We start from the raw sequence: 18796 nt of genomic DNA on the forward strand, positions 1-18796 counted from the left end.
TAGGTCAATCTATATTCATCTCGGAAACATTATTATAAAATATTGGTCAATACTTTTTAATATTTTACCGAAATTCGAGTCCTACTCACTGGGATGGATGAAATACCTACCTCTATTCGCCACCAAGATCACGAGCATCTAGAAAATTCTGAGGGGGGCTTTTTGGCTCCCTCAGAATTTTTTTCTTATTCCTTGCCCACAGCAACCTGTTGACACACTATATCGCATTGATCAGCCAGTCGCTTGTAGTTCTCCAATCTTTCTTTTGCATCTTGTTCGGTTTTCTCAAATAGTTCTTCGGCTACACCCGGGAATACCTTCTGCAAGGAAGAAAATCGTACTTCACCCATGAGAAATTCCCTGAAACTCATACTTGGCTGTTTTGAATCCAAAATGAATGGCATCTTTCCTATTTCTTTTAATTTAGGGTTATATCTATACAGTGCCCAATAACCACTGTTAACGGCTCGCTTGGCTTCCAACTGACTATAACCCATACCATTTTTCAAGCCATGGTTGATACATGGCGCATAAGCTATGATCAAAGACGGTCCTGGATATGCTTCTGCTTCGGCAATCGCTCTTAAGGTTTGATTTTTATCGGCTCCCATTGCAATTTGCGCAACATAGACATAACCATAGCTCATGGCAATCATGCCTAGATCCTTTTTCTTAGTGTATTTGCCGGAAGCCGCAAATTTTGCTATTGCCGCTGCCGGTGTAGCTTTGGATGACTGCCCGCCGGTATTGGAGTACACCTCGGTATCTAACACTAAAACATTGACATTTTCACCGGATGCCAATACATGATCCAATCCGCCAAAACCAATATCATATGCCCATCCATCACCGCCAAAGATCCATTGTGACCGTTTTACCAAAAAGTCTTTATTTTGATAAATAGCATTAAGTAAATCATGATTTTCTTTAACTTTTTCTAATATTGCAAGCAATTTGTTCACCCTAGCCCGTGAACCTTCACTTTCTTCCTTAAGATCCAACCATTCCTTACAGGCGGCATTAAATTCTTCCCCGATGTTGAGTTCGATAGCAGCTTTAATATCCAGAGTTAACTTTTCACGAATTTGCTTCGCACCAACGAACATTCCCAAACCAAACTCAGCGTTGTCTTCGAACAGAGAGTTACCCCAGGCCGGGCCATGTCCCAAATGATTGGTTGTATATGGAACTGATGGCACACTGCCTGCATAAACAGAAGAACAACCTGTAGCATTAGCTATTATCATCCTATCACCAAACAGTTGGGTTACTAACTTAACGTAAGGGGTTTGCCCGCAGCCAGCGCAAGCGCCGGAGAATTCGATTAGCGGTTGTTCAAATTGGCTGCCCTTTACAGTGAACGGATTCATCGGATTAGGTTTCGGAGCTACCCCCATAGCATAATCCCACAATGGAGACTTGTCTATTTGCGTTGCCAGTGGTTTCATGACCAATGCTTTTTCCTTGGCCGGACAAACTTGCGCACAATTTCCGCAACCTGTACAATCCAGTGGAGAAACCGCCATCGTAAAATAGAGATCTTTGGCCCCCATTGCAGGTTTAGCATTAAAATCTGCAGGAGCGGCTTTCAATTCTTCATCGGTCAATAATATTGGTCTTATGGCCGCATGAGGACAAACATAGGCGCATTGATTACATTGAATGCATTTATCCATTTCCCATTCCGGCACATCAATAGCAATTCCGCGTTTTTCATAAGCGGCTGTTCCAAAGGGAAACGTTCCATTTTCCATACCAATAAAGGCACTTACTGGAAGTGAATCTCCTTCCTGCCGGTTCATAGGAATTAAAATGTTTTCAATGAAAGCAGGAACTTCTTTTTCTTTTGTCTTTTCATCATAAGCAGTCTCCCATTCATTGGGAATCGTAATTTTTACGATAGAGTCAATTCCTTTGTCGATAGCTGCATGATTCATAGCAACAACTTTTTCGCCTTTTTTTCCATACGACTTGACTACGGCTTCTTTAAGGTAAGCTACCGCTTGATCAATAGGAATAATTTCAGCGATTTTGAAAAAAGCGGATTGCATAATCATGTTGATCCGTCCGCCAAGGCCGATTTCCTTGGCAATACGCACAGCATCAATAGTATAAAAGTTAATTTGATTGGCAAAAAGGTACCGTTTAATACTTGCAGGCAAATATTTATTGAGGTCTTCTATTCCCCAATTACAATTCAATAGGAAACTGCCGCCCTTTTTTAGCCCTTCCAAAATATTGTACTTAGCAACATAAGATTGATTATGACAGGCAATGAAGTCCGCTTTGTTAATGAGATAAGGAGATTTGATCGGCGTTTTGCCGAAACGCAGGTGAGAAATAGTGACGCCGCCCGACTTTTTTGAGTCATAGGCAAAATAAGCCTGCGCATACATGTCTGTATGATCGCCAATGATTTTTACGGCGTTTTTGTTGGCGCCGACCGTTCCGTCAGAACCAAGGCCCCAGAATTTGCAAGCCTTAGTTCCATCTACTGTAGTGTCTACATCCGCACCTAATGGCAGGGACGTATGAGTAACATCATCAATAATACCAACCGTAAAATGGTCTCTAGGATTGTCTTTTTTAAGGTTTTCAAATACAGCATGAATATGTCCGGGTATGACATCCTTACCGCCCACTCCGCAACGTCCACCGACAATTACAGGGTTCCAGTGCTTTCCATAGAACACCGATTTTACATCAGTATAAAGAGGCTCACCAGCAGCTCCCATTTCTTTGGTACGATCAAGTACAGCAATTTTCTTAACAGTCCGGGGAATGTATTTGAAGAAATGCTCAACAGAAAATGGACGATATAAGTGTACGGTTAAGAGTCCAACCTTTTCACCTCGGGCATTGAGATAATCGACCATTTCCTCAATAGTTTCACACATGGAGCCCATAGCAATAATTATCCGCTCAGCATCTTCGGCGCCATGGTAATTGAAAAGATGATACTTTCGACCAGTAAGTTTACTAATCTCTTGCATATAACCTTCAACAATATTAGGTAGTTCATTCCAATACCGATTGGCTACTTCTCTTTGCTGGAAATGGATATCAGAATTTTGAACTGTTCCCCGCAAAACGGGATGGTCAGGATTTAACGCCGATCTTCTAAAATCATTAACTGCTTTTCTATCTATTAAATTAGCCAATTCCTCATATTCGAGAACTTCCACCTTTTGTACTTCATGAGAAGTCCGAAAACCGTCAAAAAAGTTAAGGAACGGCACCCGGCTTTTAATTGCCGCTAGGTGAGCAACAGCGGCAAGATCCATAACTTGTTGGACACTGCTTTCGGCCAGCATGGCAAAACCCGTTTGCCGCGTTGCCATGACATCAGAATGGTCTCCAAAAATACTGATAGCATTTGCGCCGATAACACGAGCACTAACATGAAACACGCTTGGCAATAGTTCGCCAGCAATTTTATACATGTTGGGAATCATAAGGAGCAAGCCTTGTGACGCGGTATACGTCGTAGTCAGCGCACCGGCCTGCAATGAACCATGAACAGCCCCGGCTGCGCCGCCTTCGGACTGCATTTCCACTACCTTAACGGTTTGTCCAAAAATATTCTTTTTCCCCTGAGTTGCCCATTCATCTACACTTTCCGCCATATTGGAAGATGGAGTAATGGGGAAAATTGCAGCGACATCTGTAAGCGCATAAGAAATATATGCTGCAGCCGTATTGCCGTCCATTGTCTTCATTCTTCGTTTCATGTTACCCAAGAAAATCTCTCCCTTTAAATAAACAGGAGCGAGACATTTCATCCCCGAAGTTCTGAAACCTCAGCGCCCCATATACACTTGTTCCTTAATAAATGAACTTAATCTAACAAGTTTATACTATTATTCCAGAGCTTGAAGAATATCTTGTTTTAAGTCATCGACATTTTCGATTCCCACCGAGAAGCGTAGCAATCTATTGCTAATCCCTAATTTCATGAGCTCTTCCGGCGGAAAGCTTTTGTGAGTATGTTGAACCGGCATAGACATGAGACTCTCTACTCCGCCTAAGCTAATTGCAGGGCCAATGATTTTAAGATGGCCAAGGAATTTTTCTGCTAATTCAGCAGAGCCAAGCTCAAAAGAAATCATGCCTCCGAAACCACGCTGCTGCCGTTTAGCCAATTCATGCTGCGGATGATCTGGCAAGCCGGGATAATTCACTTTTTTAACCTGCGGCAATGTAGTCAGCCATTCGGCTAAAATTCTGGCATTGCTTTCATGCTTTTCCATCCTAACACTTAGTGTTTTTATGCCGCGCATCAGTAACCAGGATTCAAACGGATTAAGTACCCCGCCGATTGCTTTCTGATTAAAATGCAACTCTTCTCCCAACTCTTCAGATGCTGTGACAACTAGACCAGCCAGCAAGTCACTATGGCCACTCAAATATTTGGTAGCGCTATGAACGACGATATCCGCACCCAGAAGCAAAGCATTCTGCCAATATGGAGTTAAAAAGGTGTTATCAACAATAAGCTTCAAGCCTTTGCTCTTAGACATGTCCGCAAGCGCCCGAATATCACTAACCATCATCGTTGGATTGGTTACGGTTTCAACATATATGGCCTTAGTCTTGGGGGTAATCGCAGCCTCAACTGCTCTTAAATCCGTCGTATCAACAAAAGATACCGATATATCTACACGATTTAGAACTTGCGTTAACAAACGATAAGTACCACCATAAACAACTTTAGAAACAACAAAATGATCACCGCTGTTAAAAAGTGCAAATATCGCCGAAATCGCTGCCAAACCACTTGCAAATGCATGTCCTCTCTTACCGTGCTCCAACGTTGCAATTACATTTTCCAGGGCATTTCTTGTAGGATTGTTCACCCGAGAATATATATATTCATTATGGGTTTCATCCTCTACAAAAGTAGATGACAGATATATCGGATAATTGACCGCACCAAACTGTTTATCAGTATCAAAACCCGTATGCAAAACTAAAGTATCATTACTTAATCCTTCAACCTTTTCTTTCATTTAAAATGCCTCCTCCAATAACCAAAATTATCTATATATGATTCCAATCATAGAAATTCAAATTTTATAGAACTTCAATACAGTAGATATACTCCCATAAAGGCAAAGCCTAAACAATATACTTATTAATTCCAAACACACATATATTTCATGCTATTTTTAGCTAGAGGTACCAGTCATTACTTATTTACGAAAAGCGACGGGGTATCTGTCGCGCTTATCGGCAGCTCAAATCCAGGTTCAGCAATATGCACTGTGATATTAGGGAACCGATTTTTAATTACCTTCGCGAATTCAGTCCAAGGTGCTGATTTTGCTCCTAACATATTGAAGAGTTTCTCGTGGGGTGGATACAGTACTACAATTTTCGGTTTGAGCGCAGCAACCCCGCGTGCTACATCTTCCATAAAGTACAACTGCATTCCGGCAAGCAAAATATCTGTCCTGAAACGACTACCGATATCCCGAATCTCCACATCTGTCATTGCAGTATTGAAGCCCTCACCATAGTTCAGTATGGTCACACCATTGGGCAACTCATAGTGATAACCGGTGAAAGGCGCGTAGAACGGAGCTTTAGTAAGACCGTTCCAGGCCCATGCTAGTTGGGTTGTACTGCCGCGAAGCAGTTGCTTAGCGACTGAGGTGAATATATTTATATCACGATGTTTCCAAGGAAATACACTAATCTTAAATCCTGGCACGCTTACACTCTCAAAGCGTGCTGAGTCTATAGACATAACCTTGCTTGAATTCAGCTTATTCTTTTTAACCAAATAATCACATACGGCTTGCGATGCAACCACTGTCGCCCCTGTAGTTTTAGCGACAACCGGTATATCCATAAAGTGTTCATCATGTCCATGAGTAACGCAAATATAATCTGCTTCGCTAAAGTCTTCAAGATGAAACCATTCCGCATCGCAATAGGGTCGAAAGAAGGGGTCAGATAACAACGACCCCTGATTGGTTTCAATACGAAAAGCCGACCATCCATAATATCTAAGCTTTACTAAATCATCCATTTACTCCACACTCCTGTTTAAGCTATCTCAAATACTGCTTCAACTTCAACCAATACATTCGAAGGAAGAGAAGCAACACCAACTGCAGCTCTCGCGTGCTTACCAGCTTCCCCAAAAACCTTAACAAAAAGATCTGATGCACCATTTACTACTTTAGGAGCATCTGTAAAGTCAGGTTCACAGTTAACAAACCCGCCAACCCGGACTACTTGAATAACTCTCGACCACTCGCCCTGAATGGCTTCATTTAACTGTGCCAATACATTTAATGCACACACCTGCGCAGCAGCATAAGCTTGCTCAAGCTGAACACCATCACCCATTTTCCCTGTATAAGCCACTTTCCCGTCCTGTATAGGAACCTGGCCAGAAATGAAAACCAGATTACCGACAGTTTTAAATCCCACATAACTGCCAACAGCGACAGGAGCTTTGGGCAGCGCAAGTCCAAGTTCAGCAAGTTTCTTTTCAATCATTTTTAAAATCCCCCTTACGACATAACTTAAATTTATTTTTATTTTACCTGTGTACTGTTTAAGTACACAGGCAATCAACATAATCAAAAAACCAAATAAATCATTGGGCTAATCCTTAGCATGAACTTTCGCATATGCATAATAAAAGATTGTAAGTCCAACTACCCAAACCGGGAAAAAGTATAGAGCAACTCGTGTGTTCGGCTGGAACCATAATGCTACAACAATGAACAACAAGAAAGCAATTGCAATATAATTGGAATACGGCCAAAACGGCATCTTAAACAAAATAGAATTTTCTTCACCATTGTGAATTTTTATTTTCCTAAACCGCCATTGACTAACCAAAATAGCTATCCATGTTACAATAAATAATATTGTTGAAATCGAAGAAAAAACCGAAAATGCCTCTGCTGGCATAACATAATTCATCGCCACGCCAACCAATTGTAATAAAATAACGATCATTACAGCTATATAGGGGGTGCCTTGCAAGCTTACCTTACCAAAACAAGCTGGCGCATTTCCTTGTAAAGCTAACTTATATGCTATGCGGCTAGCCTTATATACATAGCCATTCATCGAAGAGAGCACCGCCGTAATTACCACAAAATTCAATATCGATGCTGCCGCCGGGATGCCGATTTTATCAAATACTACTACAAACGGACTTCCTTGCGTTCCAATTTTGTCCCACGGAAACAACGTAATCAACACCGTGATAGCTCCAATATAAAAAATTGCAATTCGCAAAAGCACACCATTTATCGCTTTCGGAATACTGTGGTTTGGATCTTGAGCTTCCCCGGCAGTTACACCAATATTCTCAATGCCGCCGTAAGCAAATGCCACCAGAACAAAAGCCATCATCAAGCCAGACAAGCCGTTCGGCAAAAAGCCGCCATTATCCACCAAATTCCCAAATCCAACTGGAACTCCACCATTGCCAACACCAAACAGAATAATCAATAAACCCAAAACAATCATGCTGAGTATTGCAGTCACCTTAATACCAGCTATCCAAGACTCAACTTCACCATAAATTCGCACAGCAATCATATTGGACAAAACAATCACAGCTAATGCTACTGCAGCACTCACCCAAATTGGAACATCTGGAAACCAAAAATGCACATAGCGCCCCAGCGCATTATAAGAGGCTGTACCTGTTGACAGACCCGAAATCAGCACACTCCATCCCAAAAAGAAACCAAAGTACTTGCCAAGATAACGATCAGCAAAAGCAACAGCTCCACCAGATACAGGTTCGGCTACACACATTTCACCCAATGCTCTGACTGTAAAAAAGACTATCATTCCCACAATCATGTAGGCTAAAATGACCGCAGGTCCGGCCAATTTGATAGCACCCGATGAACCGTAGAACAGCCCTGTACCAATGGCGCTGCCAATTGCGATCATCCACATGTGCCGACTTTTTAGTCCACGTTTTAATTCTTCTTTTTCAAGAGCCTTGACCTGAATTTTTTTCTCCATGTTCTTCCCCCATTTTTTTAAAATGTTAACTATAAATTTTATATCATTTTTATCCGGGAAAAATCGCAATCAACACAAAATAACTTTCTCTTCTCTCTTAAAACAAACTACCATTTTCTTGTTTATCAACTGAATTATTAAATAAATTAATCCAACTTTGCTTCATTTATCACATCCTCTTCAACCCTAACTACCAACGACCTTAGCAAGTTAATACTTAAAATAAATCATCCGCATTATACCAAATACCATAACTGAACGATAATCATGTAAAAGTTCTTTATATGGACGATCAGGAAAATTTTGAAATTTACTGAACGATAAACAAGCACGGGGATTCTTCGCTAATAATTGAAGCTTATACCCTTCTGTGTAAGTATGCACATATACCAACAACTGATTATCTTTTATTTCATAACCAAAATTCATTGGCACAATTTTAAGGGTAATCTTTATCATGCATACTAACATAGACAGTATCGCATAAGCCAATAATCGCACCAATGATATTCTGATCATAAATCATTCTTTCATAATAAAACACGATATTACTACCTCCTGTTATATTTTTTCCGAATTATATATTTTTATTTATTAATCGACAAAATATGTCTTTTATCTTCTTAAGTAACAGTATAGATATATCTGAAGATTTCTTCAATTCATATATTTAGTGCTTTTTAAACAAAAAAACGAAAGATTTTGCTAAAGCAAAATCTTTCGTTTTTCTCGCCTAAAAAATTAAAAGATTATCCCTCTATGATTATTACCATGTTAGTTAATACGTTTTTATACATCCTTCTCTATATGAATTCAATTTTTCTTCAATAAATTGATTAGGATACACCAGGTACTCACGGGTTTTAATAAGCTTCTTATCAGAACTTCTCTCTATTTCCATCCGATATTGTTGCGGTGTTTTGCCGCAGTATTCTTTCATACATTGACAAAAGGACTTGCTGTTGGGAAATCCGTTCTTCAAAGCTATATCCAATAGAGAGATATTTAAATCAAACATATTGTCAATTGCATTTTTTAACCGAACCCTCATTAAGTATTCATTAAAAGTAATCCCCACATTTTTTCGGAATAGTGTCGCGAGATATGTTACATTGTATCCGGCAATATTCGCCATCTCCTCAAGTTTAAGTTTTTTGTCAAAGTTAATATCTATGTAATCTAGAATATTCCGAAAGTCTTTTTTCTCTTTTAGGTTCATCGTAATATCTTGACTGTCATGAGTACTAGGGAAATTATATTGTAACTCAGTAAGCAATGCCATTATGTATGCCTTTATTCCCATTAGATACTTTTCTTGTCCCTTTGATGCATAGAATAATGTTTTAGCCATTAAATACCGAATTTGAGTAAATAAAAGATTATAGCGAGATTCACTATTAGATTCGCACTCAATCTTGAGACAATTGGCTTCAGGAAAAACTTTCGGGTTAATTTCCATAATAAAAAGCATACTTTCTGGATCCAGTACAAAAAGGGAATGACCAGAATTGGAATTGATAAAAAGAATATCATCTTGTTCCAATGTATGCTTTTTCCGATCAGAATAAACTTTTACATGTCCTCTTAAGACCAACATCAATTCTATGTTCTTATGCCAATAAAAATGATAATTACCTGCTTTCTTCAGGTATAGCTTTACAACCGTCTGTTCTTTTCCAAGAGTGAGTTCGTAATAATATAGCTTTTCCAATTAGTCACGCCCCTTCAGTACATAGTTAATTCATAATTCTACCATTACGATCTATTTTAGTTAAGTTGTTTTCTATTGTCTTTCAGCAACCATAGTGTTGCAAAAAATCCATGAATAAATTCATTCACGAAAAGTAAATTAACTCCTGCCAAATTTGAAAATTTAACAGGAGTCCTACGGTTTTGATAACATCAAAAATACCATTCCCGCTACTCTCCCTGGCACTATATACTCAACTTTCGCAGCATAAATTAGGCAGGTAAGCCTTGATATAACTAGGTAATCCTGCAAACCAGTGATGTAGTTGACTTTGGACTAGATTAATGACCGATTTCTTCACCTTTTTTGAAACATCATTCAATATCTCAAGCAATTGCTGCAAGGCAACTGCCCAATCTAAGCTGCTAAGCTCATCGCACATGGCTAAGAACAATCCGCCTAAGGTGCGTTCATCAGAATGCTGGCGGTGTTGCCAACTTAGCAAGATATACCGCGCAAGGACAATTGTAGTATGGCTTACCAGCATATCATAGGTGCAAATTGTTCGTAATATACCACTGCCCTTGCGCCTAACCGGAGAAGCAACTTGGTACAACTGTTTCAAACTAAGCCTGCTATTGCCGACTTGATAACGTTGATTAGTGTCTTTAACCATACCGATGGCATCCAATCCACGTTTAGTAATTTCCCGTAAGAGAGGGGCATAGGTAAACCAACTATCCATGAGAACATGGGAGGCACTAATGCCAGATGCCAAGGCCCGGTCTATCATGGTGGGAATGATGGCGGGAGCTGACTGTAAAGCTTCCATGCGTCGCTTATAGCCACAAGTGCGCTTATCAATGTGAGCACTAATTCCTTGAATCTGCGATGATTGCGAACTAAGTAGAGAAAAATCGACCGGGATAAAAGTGTGACCATCAGACCAACCCAGCGTCAACATGCGAAAACCTCTGTAGTAACAACCAAGAGCATGATCTCTAAAACGGGCTAGCAATTCAACCGATTTGCTACGATTGCGCCCATACATGGAATCATCGGCAATCAAAACTCGGGTACGGTCTTTGGATGTTAACGCAGTTGCTTTTTGGATGACATCGCTGCTAAAGATAGTTAGAAATCGACGCCAGGCGAAACTAGGGTGATTTAAAAACCGATAAACCGTATCTTTACCAGGAAACTTATCAGCGCAAGTACTTTCCAGCAATTGAAACCAGTTACGATGTTGAAAAATCAGGCAGAAAATGATTTGAAACAGGTAGGAACATATGTATCCTAAATTCTTAGTAATTCAGCACTTCGAAGGTGACGTAGAATGTGTAGTTCTTCAAAAGCGCATTTAATTTCATCTGGTAGTTGATTTTTGGGTTGTTGTTGATTTACTATTGTCATATGGGAGACACCTCTTCTGTATGGTAGTGTTGGGTAGCAACTTCACTTTACCAGACATTGGGGTGTTTTTCCATTGTCAAGAATGACTATTTTATTGGCTTGATGTTAACTACCTCAAGGTGTTCGGACGATTTTGCCTCTGCGAAAGTTGAGTATATACCGATACTATTCAAAAAAATAAACAGCACAGCCCGGGAAATTCGCTGGTTCATATTTCCAGATTTGATTGGTAGGGGTGAACCACAGAGCTGGTCAAGGTTATTTAATCTTCAAACGGGGCGATCCTAAGAAAAGTAAACCCCTTCAATTACTCCATAAGCTTCGGCAATATGACTTAGAAACACTTGCGTTTCTTTACGATTTCGAGGTTCCATTTGTAAGCGTCAAATAAATCGTCACATGTACAACCAGGCCTCCGGATGAGACAATAGGTCCAAGAGAATCACATAGAGTTTGTTGGAGTCATTTGGATTCTTAGAAACTCGCAGGAGGTCTACTTTTATGAGCGTACAGAAAGTGACGCATGAAGTTCGATTGGAGAAATGGCGCAATATTGTTACGGCTTGCCGCAACAGTGGCAAAACCATTAAAACGTGGTGCAGCGAAAATAACATTAACGTGAAAACATACTATCATTGGCAGAAGCTTGTATGTCAGGAGACTTGCCGGGCAATTTCGGTAAGTCTCCCTGCCTCCAGCGAGGCTGTTCCCGTACAGGGTTCGGTATTTGCAGAAATGAAGATGCCTAAGCATCGTGCGGAAACATTGGCTGTTACGATTGAGCGTAACGATATGCAAATCCATGTTTATCAAGGCGCTGATATGGTAACCGTGGAGGCTACGCTTCTGGCACTGAAACATTTATGTTAGGTGATATATCTAAAATCGAACATATCTTTCTCGCCTGCGGCCACACCGATATGAGAAGATCTATTGATGGTCTGGCAGCGACCATACAGCAATGCTTTCATCTAGATCCGTTCTCCAACAGTCTGTTCCTGTTTTGCGGCCGTCGGCGTGATCGAATCAAAGCGCTCTTTTGGGATGGAGATGGCTTTGTACTTTTGTATAAACGGCTGGAGAACGGTGGCTTTCAGTGGCCCAAAGATGAAAAAGAGGTCAAACACATTACGCCACAACAGTTTCGTTGGCTAATGGAAGGGTTAAGCATTCAACAGCCGAGGGCGCATAAAAAAGTCGATAAAATACAAATCGTCTAATTTGCTAAAAGTCCTAAATATCCTGCAAAATCAATGGATTTAACGGAATTTCCATGGAAAAAAGCCATAAAATATGGTATAATTATTACATGAAAATTCTAGTGAACGGTACTAATACACAAGAAGAAATGATCTTTGTTTCTCGTACTGAATATGAGGCACTAAAAATACAAAATGAGGAACTGACTCAACAGGTCAAGTGGCTGATGGAGCAAATGCGTCTTTCCAAACAAAAACAGTTCGGCTCCTCCAGTGAAAAAAGCAAATACGATCAGTTTAATCTTTTTAACGAGGCGGAGGCAACAGCAGATGAACGGGTGCCCGAGCCTGAATTGACTGAAGTTCAGAAGCATTATCGTAAGAATGTCAAAGAAAGAAAAGAGACCATTCCTGCCGATTTACCAATAGAGGTTGTAGAACATTTTTTACCGGAACATGAGCAGGAATGCCCGGAATGTGGTTCAAAACTGCATATTATGGGTAAAAATGTCCGCCGCGAATTGAAGATCATCCCGGCCAAGGCAGTTATCGTAGAACATATTGACTATGTATATGCCTGCCGCGACTGTGAAGTCAATGCATGCAGCGTGCCTATTATCAAGGCACCAATGGACAAGCCGGTAATCAAAGGAAGCTTTGCTTCTCCAGAAGCAGTTGCTCATATTATGACACAGAAATTTGCAAATGGAATGCCACTGCATCGCCAGGAGCAAGATTTGAGCCGTATGGGCATAGCTCTTTCCAAACAAACTATGTCTAACTGGCTGATTCGGTGTTCTGAAGATTGGCTGGAGCCAATCTATGATGCCTTTAAAGAGCTACTTTCCATACAGCCAGTGCTCCATGCAGATGAAACCATTTTACAGGTACTTCACGAGCCGGGCAAATCTGCGCAAAGCAAAAGCTACATGTGGCTGTATAGAACTGGCGGGTGTGCTAGTATGCCTATTGTGCTGTGTGATTATCAGCCAGATCGGAAGGCGAAGCACCCTTTAGAATTTTTGCAGGAGTTTAGCGGCTACCTTCATACGGATGGTTATGCCGGGTATCATAGCTTGCCGGAGCGAATCATCATTGTAGGTTGCTGGGCGCACGCCAGAAGAAAATTTGACGAGGCGCTAAAAGGCCTTTTGGAAAAAGACCGGGAAGGCTCTGGGGCGCAACGTAGCAAACAATATTGCGATAAGCTATTTACTATTGAGCGCCAACTAGCTGATTGTACACCGGAAGAACGCTATAAAAAGCGTCAGGAACTGGCAAAACCAGTGCTTGACGAGTTTTTGTCGTACCTTCATACAGTAAAGGCATCTACCAAGAGCGGATTTGGCAGAGCCGTGCACTATACGTTGGAGCAATGGAAATATCTCGAACGATATCTACTGGACGGAAGGCTGGAAATCAGTAACAATCGCGCCGAACGCAGCATTAAGCCGTTTGTGATTGACCGCAAAAATTTTCTCTTTGCCAACACACCGCGAGGAGCTAAAGCCAGCGCAGTTGTGTTCAGCATAATAGAAACCGCAAAGGAAAATGGGCTCAATCCATATGCCTACCTGACTTATATTTTTAAAAACGCGCCCAACTGGGATATACGAAATGATGTTGAGGCACTACAACGACTAATGCCCAGTTTTGTTCCAGATTACTGTAATACTAATGCCGTTACCAAATGACTTGTTGTCAAGGTGACGACATTTTTGACGCTTACTTCCATTTGATAATAATCTCGCTGAACGGGATATTCGTATGCAGAAGCTTCGTCAAAAAATATCGGGATGTTTCCGGGGAACTGATGGAGCAAGCACCTTTTGCCGAATTAGAAGTTATCTATCTACGGCGAAGAAAAACGGAATTGATGCGATGGCTGCTATCGCTAATGCCTTAGCTGGACAACCAAGTATTCCTCAAGTCTAGTCAAAGCCCACTGCTTATCAAGGTGCCTAAAAAAGCATCTCTATTTGTCGACCCCTCTCTACGGTAGGAGTCTTCTTCCAATGCAACATCATACTACCATCTTTAGTGTGGAGTTAGAATGCCTGAGTAGTAACAAAAATATTACTTGCAAAAATAGACCAAGTGCAAAAGGAAATGGAAGAACTATTACTTAGCATGCAAGAGGTAGCCCAGCCTTATCAGGCAGCAATAAAGCAACTAGATTCCATTCCTGGTATCGATACATTATCAGCATTAACAGTAGTCGCAGAAATTAGTGCCACCCCACAAGAACATTTTAGTAACAGTGCTAAATTGTGCTCTCGGTCAGGGTTATCACCTAGAAATGATGAGAGTACTGGTAAAGTAAAGTCCATAAAAATCTTGCATGGTAATCCTTACGTAAAATCTATCTTGTGTCAAGTAGCCTGGGCTTCAGTAAGAGTAAGAAAAAGTTCATTTGCATTGTGGTTCTGGTCACACCAAGGAAAATTAGGCAAAAAAAAAGCTATTATAGCGGTGGCGAGAAAGATTTTAACGCTTATTTATAAACTGTTAAAATCTGGCGAGTTCTATGACTCAAATATTGCCTTAAAGGCATACTCATCGCCACCACTGAATAATAGCTTGTGTTAAATATATCTCAGTTGATTACAGTTTGCAATAAAAGATAGTCTGACTGTAATCAATTTTTGGCCTATTTTTGATAGGCCTATTTAAGTGTGCCTTTTTCAGTGCCGGCGTATATTTTGTTTTCACAATAACCGTCCCCTCAACACCTGCCAGGGGCACACAAAACGGGCACTCTTTGCATTCCGAAAGGGTGCCCAGATGTCTGTACTGCTATTATCGCAGTGTGAGTACTGAAAGCCGAAAATTATAAGTTGTCGCTAAAACTTGAAGATTAATCCGGCAATTCCTTCATTCTGAGACCCGGAATAACCCTCACAGTTGGCATAAGTTTTAAGTCTCATAACTAAGAATTGGAGAGTTGGCGTAATATCATGGGTCCATATATACTGGTTACCCTTCCATTTCGGCACTAGCGCCATGCTGCCGCCCAGCACGTATTGGTAGCCACCCTGCTGTATGTTTGTAAACTGATTTATAGAATTTTTCTCAGTATAGTTATGCGAGAAAATTAGCTTGTCTTTATTTTTATGGTAAATCGCCATGAGGCTCCATGCATCATTTAATGTGTGGGCGCTCGATCTGACAGCTTGAGCAATCAACGTAAGCGGACCGCTAAAATTGTATACAGCACTGACCGCGGTGGTATCAAGTCCTGGGGTATGAACGGAGGCACTATTGTTGGGAATAGAGGAAGCAGCACTTGAAAAAGTATTAACATCTCTCTTTTCATGAGCAAATGCCGCTCCTACACCCAGATTGCGGTTTAACTGAGCATATCCAGCAATACCATACCACTGGCTGCCATGATAAGAAGAAGGCTCCTTATACATATTCGTAGCACCCATATCAGTACAATCGTTAGTGCCAGTATGACCGGCAATAACCTGCACTTCTACGTTGTTAATCTTAGTGCCTGCCACCAAGCCGGTAAAATATGGGTTATAGCCAAACATGTAGCCAGTATTAATAATTATACCTTGTCCAAGCTTTACGGCTTGACGCCCGAGAGACATATCCCAATTGCCAGCTTTGACTTTTACGCCGAAATGATCAAGACTAGCTGAGGAGCGATATGTACTTTGCAATGCTTCGCCGTAACTTCCACCAAAGAATTCGCGTTCGCCAAACCGTGCAAAGGCCGTAATATTATCTTGCACCTTCATGTCAAAGTTAAGCAAAAACATATTATCACCATAGGTGCTTTTACCGGCAAAGGGTACTTTCGGTTTAATCGTATCATGAACAGACCGAACCAGGATTTGTTCACTGCCACTGATTTTTATTCGCTCCAAATTCTCTACTTTCTTTTCCACTGTTGCGACCCGAACTCCGAGAGTATTAAGTTCCTTTGAAAATTCAGTTGATAACTTATCAATTAATGCTTTGTTTTCGGCATCTGCCTTTTCAGCATGCTCCAGAGCTTTAGCAACAACCATAGCCATTTCATATCGGGTCATTAGTTTGTCTCCCCGGAAAGCACCGTCGCTATAGCCTGAAATGATGCCAGCCATAGTTAATTTATTTAGCGCACCATATGTCCAGCTATTTGCAGGAACATCGGAAAAAGATCCTGCAAAAGCGGTTGACGCCATACCGAACACGAATACTACCACCAACATGACGATCATCAATTTTTTCATTTAAAATTCTCCCTAAGTTCATTCGGTAACCCCAGCGGGCCTTGCTTTAAAAGATAAGGAGCTTGTGCAATGCACTCTGTGTCGATTCCGATTTTTTCTACAGCTGCCTTGACAATATACGCGCCTAAGTCGGTAGGCTCTGATACTGTGGAGAGAGAACCGTTGAAATTGCCAATTGCTGTCCGTATTGCGCTAACAATCACTATTTCTCTCACTTGTTAAACATCCTCCTTGACAAGAAGATTTTTTATTTATTGCCAAAAAATTATGTATAATCAGAATCGCTGCCTAAGTACTTCAAGGAAAGGGGCATACGTTTACAAAATTCTGCTAGACATAAACGGATATTAAAAATGCTGGAACTGGTTGGGATAGTCACCTGGCGTATGCAAAATAACTAGCATTGCATAACTACAAAGAGCTTGCTAAAAGTGGTGTGACCTTGAGCCTGCTTTGGGATGAGTATTGTGAGCAATGCCGGATGTCCGGCGAGATCCCCTTCACGCACACGCAATTTTCACGCAATTTTGCCTACACTACAGAGATTACGCTATTTGAACACGTAATGTCATGTGCTTAACTTCCATAATAATGTCCCTTGTCGTTTTCGGAACCTGAAACCAGATTCCGTGAGAATATTATATGGAAAGTAATTGCCCTTTAAAGTTCCGTGTTTTCTAGACTTCTTCCCGCCCACTTTACATATATTTTAGCTTTGCATATTGGGCCGGTGATACCGCACATCTGGTAGATACCGATACGGGCGAAGCCATCCCGGCATACATATTTGTTGCGGCACTGTCCTGCAGTGGATATTCATACGTGGAAGCCTTCCTCAATCAAAATCAGGAAAGCTGGATTGCCGCCCATGTGAATGCCTACAATTATTTTGGCGGCGTGGATTCACTCGTGGCGCCGCTTACTACGGAGGTGAGTCCGAATGTTGAATCAAATAACAATAAACAAGCTGCACGAAATGCGACTTACCACTATGGCAGACGCATACCGCTCACAAATGCAGGATACATCCTTTGCCGAATTGTCCTTTGAGGATAGATTTGGACTCTGAGTGGGACCGTAGAAAAACCAGACATTTAAAACGATACTGGGAAAACTTTGGAAAGTTCCCCTCAGTATCATTTCAAACGAAATGAAGCTGACACAGGTGATAAATTCTCGCTTCGCGTGTTAATTAGCTCAATGCCTCAGCGGTGGCCCTGTCGCCGTAAAGATGGACTTATTTTGTGCGTGGAAGTGGACTCACGCCTGACGTTTCCAGGGACTCATCTGAACGAAATATAGCAGCTCCTCTGAAACCCTGCGGGCCCCTTCATGGTATATCTCCCTTTCATTAATTTCAGCGAGAATGTCGATTAAAAGTTAGGACCGGGGGTAGCGCCGCTGGAGCCACCATCAACCGGCAGGTTAATGGCTGTAATGAAACGGCTTTCATCTGAGGCCAGGAAAAGCAACCCATAGGCGATATCCATCGGCGTGAGCGGCCGTCCAGTGAGCTGCATCTCGTGAATGATGAAGTTGACCATGTCCGGCGGTGCGCCGTCCGCGCCGGGGGTTTCAATGAGACCTGGCGCAAGTGCATTGACCCGGATACCAAAGGGGGCACCCTCAGCTGCGAGCTGCCTAGCCAGACCGATAACAGCCGCCTTAGCAGCTGCGTGAGCAGCTTGTGGGGTACCGCCAACGCCGGTCGTGCCGTTGTTGGACGCCACGTTGATGACGCTGCCGCCGCCTGCCTTAATCAAGTGCGACCAAGCCGCGTTCGTAACAGTAAAAACGAGATCAAGTTCGTTTTGCAGAGACTTCTTCCACTGGTCGAATGTCATTTCGCCAAATGGGGCGAATTCAGGCTTTGAGGCATTGTTGACGACCACGTCTATGCCGCCCATGCGGTCGGCAGCCATATCGACCCAAGCCTTGGTGGCAACGGGGTCGGCCAGGTCAACGTCATAACCCTCAGCTTTCAGTCCTAGTGCGGCAAGTTTCGCGGCATTAGCGCTCGCCACTCCCGGAGTGCGGCCGCAGCCAATTACGTAGGCGCCGTGACGGGCGAACAATTCTTGCGCTGCTATACCCACGCCTTTTGTGGTACCCGTGATGAGCACACGCTTGCCTTTGAGTCGCTGGCCAACTGAGTCGGCAGCGCTAACAAGTTCGGGACAAGGACCAGTTACACGTGCTTTACTTGTCATAATTTACATTCCTTCTTTCTTTTTACCATAATTTTCCTATTTTCACTTGAG

Annotated in this window: 16 protein-coding genes and 1 pseudogene; 6 read left to right on the forward strand and 11 right to left on the reverse strand. The window is 41.8% G+C overall.

Annotated elements, in window-relative coordinates:
• Positions 1-185: 185 nt before the first annotated feature.
• From nifJ to ACZ449_RS10685, 8 genes are all read right to left on the reverse strand, one after another.
• Positions 186-3731 (reverse strand): pyruvate:ferredoxin (flavodoxin) oxidoreductase, encoded by a 3546-nt coding sequence (gene nifJ, locus ACZ449_RS10650; protein ID WP_464261855.1) that lies wholly within the window; start codon positions 3729-3731, stop codon positions 186-188.
• Positions 3732-3860: 129 nt separating this feature from the next.
• Positions 3861-5009, reverse strand: coding sequence for a trans-sulfuration enzyme family protein (locus ACZ449_RS10655; RefSeq protein WP_464260991.1), 1149 nt, complete (start codon positions 5007-5009; stop codon positions 3861-3863).
• Positions 5010-5188: 179 nt separating this feature from the next.
• Positions 5189-6034, reverse strand: coding sequence for an MBL fold metallo-hydrolase (locus tag ACZ449_RS10660; protein WP_464260992.1), 846 nt, complete (start codon positions 6032-6034; stop codon positions 5189-5191).
• 17 nt (positions 6035-6051) lie between these two features.
• Complete coding sequence (locus ACZ449_RS10665; RefSeq protein WP_464260993.1) at positions 6052-6510, reverse strand: RidA family protein; 459 nt, start codon at positions 6508-6510, stop codon at positions 6052-6054.
• 108 nt (positions 6511-6618) lie between these two features.
• Positions 6619-8007 (reverse strand): amino acid permease, encoded by a 1389-nt coding sequence (locus tag ACZ449_RS10670; protein WP_464260994.1) that lies wholly within the window; start codon positions 8005-8007, stop codon positions 6619-6621.
• Positions 8008-8217: 210 nt separating this feature from the next.
• The gene (locus ACZ449_RS10675; protein WP_464260995.1) at positions 8218-8526 is read right to left on the reverse strand and encodes a pyridoxamine 5'-phosphate oxidase family protein; all 309 of its coding nucleotides are present in this window, start codon (positions 8524-8526) and stop codon (positions 8218-8220) included.
• 259 nt (positions 8527-8785) lie between these two features.
• Positions 8786-9718: an AraC family transcriptional regulator gene (locus tag ACZ449_RS10680; RefSeq protein WP_464260996.1), complete on the reverse strand. Its 933-nt coding sequence runs from the start codon at positions 9716-9718 to the stop codon at positions 8786-8788.
• Between the two features lie 232 nt (positions 9719-9950).
• The gene (locus tag ACZ449_RS10685; protein WP_464261856.1) at positions 9951-11009 is read right to left on the reverse strand and encodes an IS4 family transposase; all 1059 of its coding nucleotides are present in this window, start codon (positions 11007-11009) and stop codon (positions 9951-9953) included.
• Positions 11010-11611: 602 nt separating this feature from the next.
• Between ACZ449_RS10685 and tnpA the strand changes: the two genes are divergently transcribed.
• From tnpA to ACZ449_RS10710, 5 genes and pseudogenes are all read left to right on the forward strand, one after another.
• The gene (tnpA, locus tag ACZ449_RS10690; protein ID WP_464256740.1) at positions 11612-11980 is read left to right on the forward strand and encodes an IS66 family insertion sequence element accessory protein TnpA; all 369 of its coding nucleotides are present in this window, start codon (positions 11612-11614) and stop codon (positions 11978-11980) included.
• A complete protein-coding gene (gene tnpB, locus ACZ449_RS10695) occupies positions 11974-12330 on the forward strand; it encodes an IS66 family insertion sequence element accessory protein TnpB (protein ID WP_464256741.1) in 357 nt (118 codons plus the stop codon). Before tnpA ends, tnpB begins: the two co-directional genes overlap by 7 nt.
• 89 nt (positions 12331-12419) lie before the next feature.
• Positions 12420-14003, forward strand: coding sequence for an IS66 family transposase (gene tnpC, locus ACZ449_RS10700; protein WP_464258892.1), 1584 nt, complete (start codon positions 12420-12422; stop codon positions 14001-14003).
• Between the two features lie 34 nt (positions 14004-14037).
• Positions 14038-14244: pseudogene (locus ACZ449_RS10705) on the forward strand (IS66 family transposase); the annotation flags it as partial.
• Between the two features lie 174 nt (positions 14245-14418).
• Positions 14419-14898, forward strand: coding sequence for a transposase (locus tag ACZ449_RS10710; RefSeq protein ID WP_464260997.1), 480 nt, complete (start codon positions 14419-14421; stop codon positions 14896-14898).
• A 254-nt stretch (positions 14899-15152) separates the two neighbouring features.
• On the opposite strand, the gene ACZ449_RS10715 is transcribed toward ACZ449_RS10710, so the two are convergent.
• Complete coding sequence (locus tag ACZ449_RS10715) at positions 15153-16535, reverse strand: S-layer homology domain-containing protein (RefSeq protein ID WP_464260998.1); 1383 nt, start codon at positions 16533-16535, stop codon at positions 15153-15155.
• Positions 16532-16750: a thiolase family protein gene (locus ACZ449_RS10720; RefSeq protein ID WP_464260999.1), complete on the reverse strand. Its 219-nt coding sequence runs from the start codon at positions 16748-16750 to the stop codon at positions 16532-16534. Before ACZ449_RS10720 ends, ACZ449_RS10715 begins: the two co-directional genes overlap by 4 nt.
• Positions 16751-17475: 725 nt before the next feature.
• Between ACZ449_RS10720 and ACZ449_RS10725 the strand changes: the two genes are divergently transcribed.
• On the forward strand, positions 17476-17604 hold the full coding sequence (locus tag ACZ449_RS10725; protein ID WP_464261000.1) for a hypothetical protein: 129 nt from the start codon (positions 17476-17478) through the stop codon (positions 17602-17604).
• A 304-nt stretch (positions 17605-17908) separates the two neighbouring features.
• Here the strand turns inward: ACZ449_RS10725 and ACZ449_RS10730 are convergent, their stop codons facing one another.
• A complete protein-coding gene (locus tag ACZ449_RS10730) occupies positions 17909-18745 on the reverse strand; it encodes an SDR family NAD(P)-dependent oxidoreductase (protein WP_464261001.1) in 837 nt (278 codons plus the stop codon).
• Positions 18746-18796 lie beyond the last annotated feature (51 nt).

It is taken from the genome of Desulfosporomusa polytropa, assembly GCF_055380075.1.